Origin of the sequence: Corynebacterium tuscaniense (assembly GCF_008693065.1) — a bacterium.
Taxonomy (GTDB): Bacteria; Actinomycetota; Actinomycetes; order Mycobacteriales; family Mycobacteriaceae; genus Corynebacterium; species Corynebacterium tuscaniense.
In genome coordinates, this window is sequence record NZ_VXKH01000109.1 from 1 (window position 1) to 2,704 (window position 2,704).

The window sequence follows — 2,704 nt, forward strand, 5'->3', positions numbered from 1 at the left end:
CTTCAGTTTCAGCTGAGGGCGATAACAACCCCATAGCCGCAGGAAGTTCCCCCAACGCCTGAACCAACATAGAAGCAGTGGACAACCAGTTCTGTGAAATGTCGAACATTGATGCGGTATCTGTTGCCGCTAATTGTGAGACCAGTACCTCTAGATTTCCTGGCCGGCCTGCAACAGGGACAATAATATGAAAGGGATTCGACTGTGGCCGCTCCAGTGGCGATAACGCCACTGGACTCGAGACATCCGCTGCAGCAGAACGGAAAGAGTCCCCAATGCCTGCATCGACTGCAATAAACCCATCAACCTGCTGGTGTAACAGCTCGGCAGCGCTGGCAAAAAATTGAGCTAACCCCCGGGTTGCTTCAGGCTCACTCACTGAACTAATCGCCTGATGCATCTGACCCGCCTGATCCAAACCAGACACAGCAGAGTAAATACTTAGCGGCCTATAATCTCCCCTTATTCCAAGACCGCCAATGCTTTGAGACACAGCTTCCAGCGCATCTGCCCCCCGTGACACTGCCTGAGTATCTAGGTACATTCCCATTTTTATCCCCCGAACTCTTCCTTTAGTTTTGGTATAAATCTTCGACTATGCGAACTGCAGCCTGGCACAATTCATCAAGCTCAACGGGTTTATTCCCTTCTCCAACAATGACCGAGAACTGTCCACGCACGGTATCGACAGCAGCAACACAACCCGGGCCCATGTGTCCCGCACTTTGGTAGGTAAAGAGGCCCGGTACCACGTCAGAAGCAGCAGGATCAATCACATTCCCAGGCTCACTTTCCTGATGAGCACGTGTAGCGTTCGTAGTGCCTATCGAGTACCAGCGGTGGATATTTCCCCCAGTAAGACCACAACTGTTAATCCCACGTGACAGACGACTTGAGTTAGCCACCGTCTTGAACCCCACCGCAGAAAGCTCTTCCTTGGAGATCTCCTCACACGGATTGAACATGGTGTTCTTGATGGCCTCGTAGTCGAAGTCGCCTAAAACTAAGTCCCCACTGGCGAAGTGAAAAGCGGGTACATCTGGCTGCGTTGGCTCCGGTCCAGCGTCAGGCACCGATGACGCGCGTGACTCGTCTGTTGGGCTTGTCTCGTGCCGTTGGCCAGCTTGCCCGAATACGCCCGTCGCCGTGCAACTTGAAAGTACGCACACAGTGGCTACAGCCGTGATGACAGTTGTTATCCGCTTGCGCATACTGCGATACCCCCGATTGTTATGTTCCCCAGGTCAGTCCGAATTTTATCGGATGAAAACAACAATGCCACGTTTCAAAGGTGAAGGAAACCTTTTTGTGTCCACTAAAGTGGACACCCGTGAACCCGCTGCCTAAATGGAATCGCTCAGTCTAAAAACACTGTCACTAATATCATCTGAAGCGAAACTAAGCTCAGGACGCTTTACACCTTGTTGAACAGCATTAACACCCAAATACATGTCCATTTCCTCCGATTGTAAATCTAGAGTTGGTAAAAGATTTCCATAATTTGAACCGCGGATTCGCATAGCGGATCCAAGCTATCTGGCTGTGTGTCTTGATCCACCACTACTGAGAATTGTCCTCGAATGGTGTCTACGGCAGCTACGCAGCCGAAGATTGCTGGATTTTCTCCCCGATATGTCAAAAGGCCTGGGATTATGTCAGAAGCAGAGCTGCTAATGAGATCCTCTGGGACACTTTCCACTTGAGCCCGTGTGACTGGAGTCGTGCCGATCGCGTACCCCTTGCGAAGATCACTCCCAATGAGGCCACAGCCGACATTCCCTCCCTCACGCCAACTCTGCGTGCCCACCTTTTCTAGCCCCACAGCCGCGAATTCTTCTTCGGAGATCTCCTCACACGGATCGAACATCTCGTTCTTGATGGCTTCGTAGTCAAAGTCGCCTAAAACTAAGTCCCCACTGGCGAAGTGAAAAGCGGGCACATCTGGCTGCGTTTGCTCCGGTCCAGCGTCAGGCGCCGATAGCGTGGGTGACTCCTCTGTTGGACTTGTCTCCTCCAATGGACCGATTCGCCCGAATAGTCCCGTCGCCACACAGCCAGACAGCAAACATGCTGTGGTTATGGTGGTGAGAACAGCTGTTATTTGCTTGTACACGCTGCGATACCCCCGATTGTTGTGTTCCCCGCGTTAGTCCGAATCTCATCGGACACAAACAACAATGCCACGTTTCAAAAGCGCAGGGAACCTTTTTGTTTCCACTAAAGTCGACACTCGCACCGATCTCGCTACTGCCCAGAAGAAGGTGCATGGACTAGGAATCTCGAGACGAGGAGCATCACGGTCCGAGCATGTTGGCGGAGAGTGGACCTGATGGAGATTGATCTCCGACCATTGCAGGCGACGGCGCGTTTGGCGGGGGAGTGACCCGTGGTTGACCATTTGCAACGGTTGGAAAGTGGTGTTCGGCGCGCTGGATAGCAGCATGCAGAAAGTGCTCGAGCCGAATAATAGATGCTGTGTTTGTCAGAACCGCTGGTTGTTCAAGTGGTCAGCTTGGCTCCGTCGGCGTTTTTGACCTTGAGGTCGCGTTCATGGTGGGTTTGACGTCTGGGTTCTCGGGGGCCTGACCCCCGGAAAGTAGACACGTCGGGGGTTAGCTATGCTGCTTGGGTCAGTGTAGCTGAATTAAGTGCTTCGAAGGTATCGGGGGCTAGAAGGTTGCACCAGGAGTGTCGTCTGCGCGTG

General features: G+C 52.7%; 3 protein-coding genes. All 3 read right to left on the reverse strand.

Going from position 1 to position 2,704, the window contains the following annotated elements:
* Positions 1 to 400: hypothetical protein (locus F4V54_RS10595; RefSeq protein ID WP_150387113.1), on the reverse strand; the 400-nt coding region annotated here is incomplete at its 3' end.
* A gap of 172 nt (positions 401 to 572) precedes the next feature.
* Complete coding sequence (locus tag F4V54_RS10600) at positions 573 to 1,211, reverse strand: DUF3558 family protein (RefSeq protein WP_150387114.1); 639 nt, start codon at positions 1,209 to 1,211, stop codon at positions 573 to 575.
* 263 nt (positions 1,212 to 1,474) lie between these two features.
* Positions 1,475 to 2,113 carry a DUF3558 family protein gene (locus F4V54_RS11930; protein WP_150387115.1) on the reverse strand — a complete coding sequence of 213 codons (639 nt, stop codon included), beginning with the start codon at positions 2,111 to 2,113 and terminating at the stop codon, positions 1,475 to 1,477.
* Between the last annotated feature and the right edge of the window lie 591 nt (positions 2,114 to 2,704).

Bases quoted from the DNA above. Each gene is read 5' to 3' on its own strand.
- F4V54_RS10600 (WP_150387114.1), bottom strand. From the start codon at position 1,211: ATGCGCAAGCGGATAACAACTGTCATCACGGCTGTAGCCACTGTGTGC.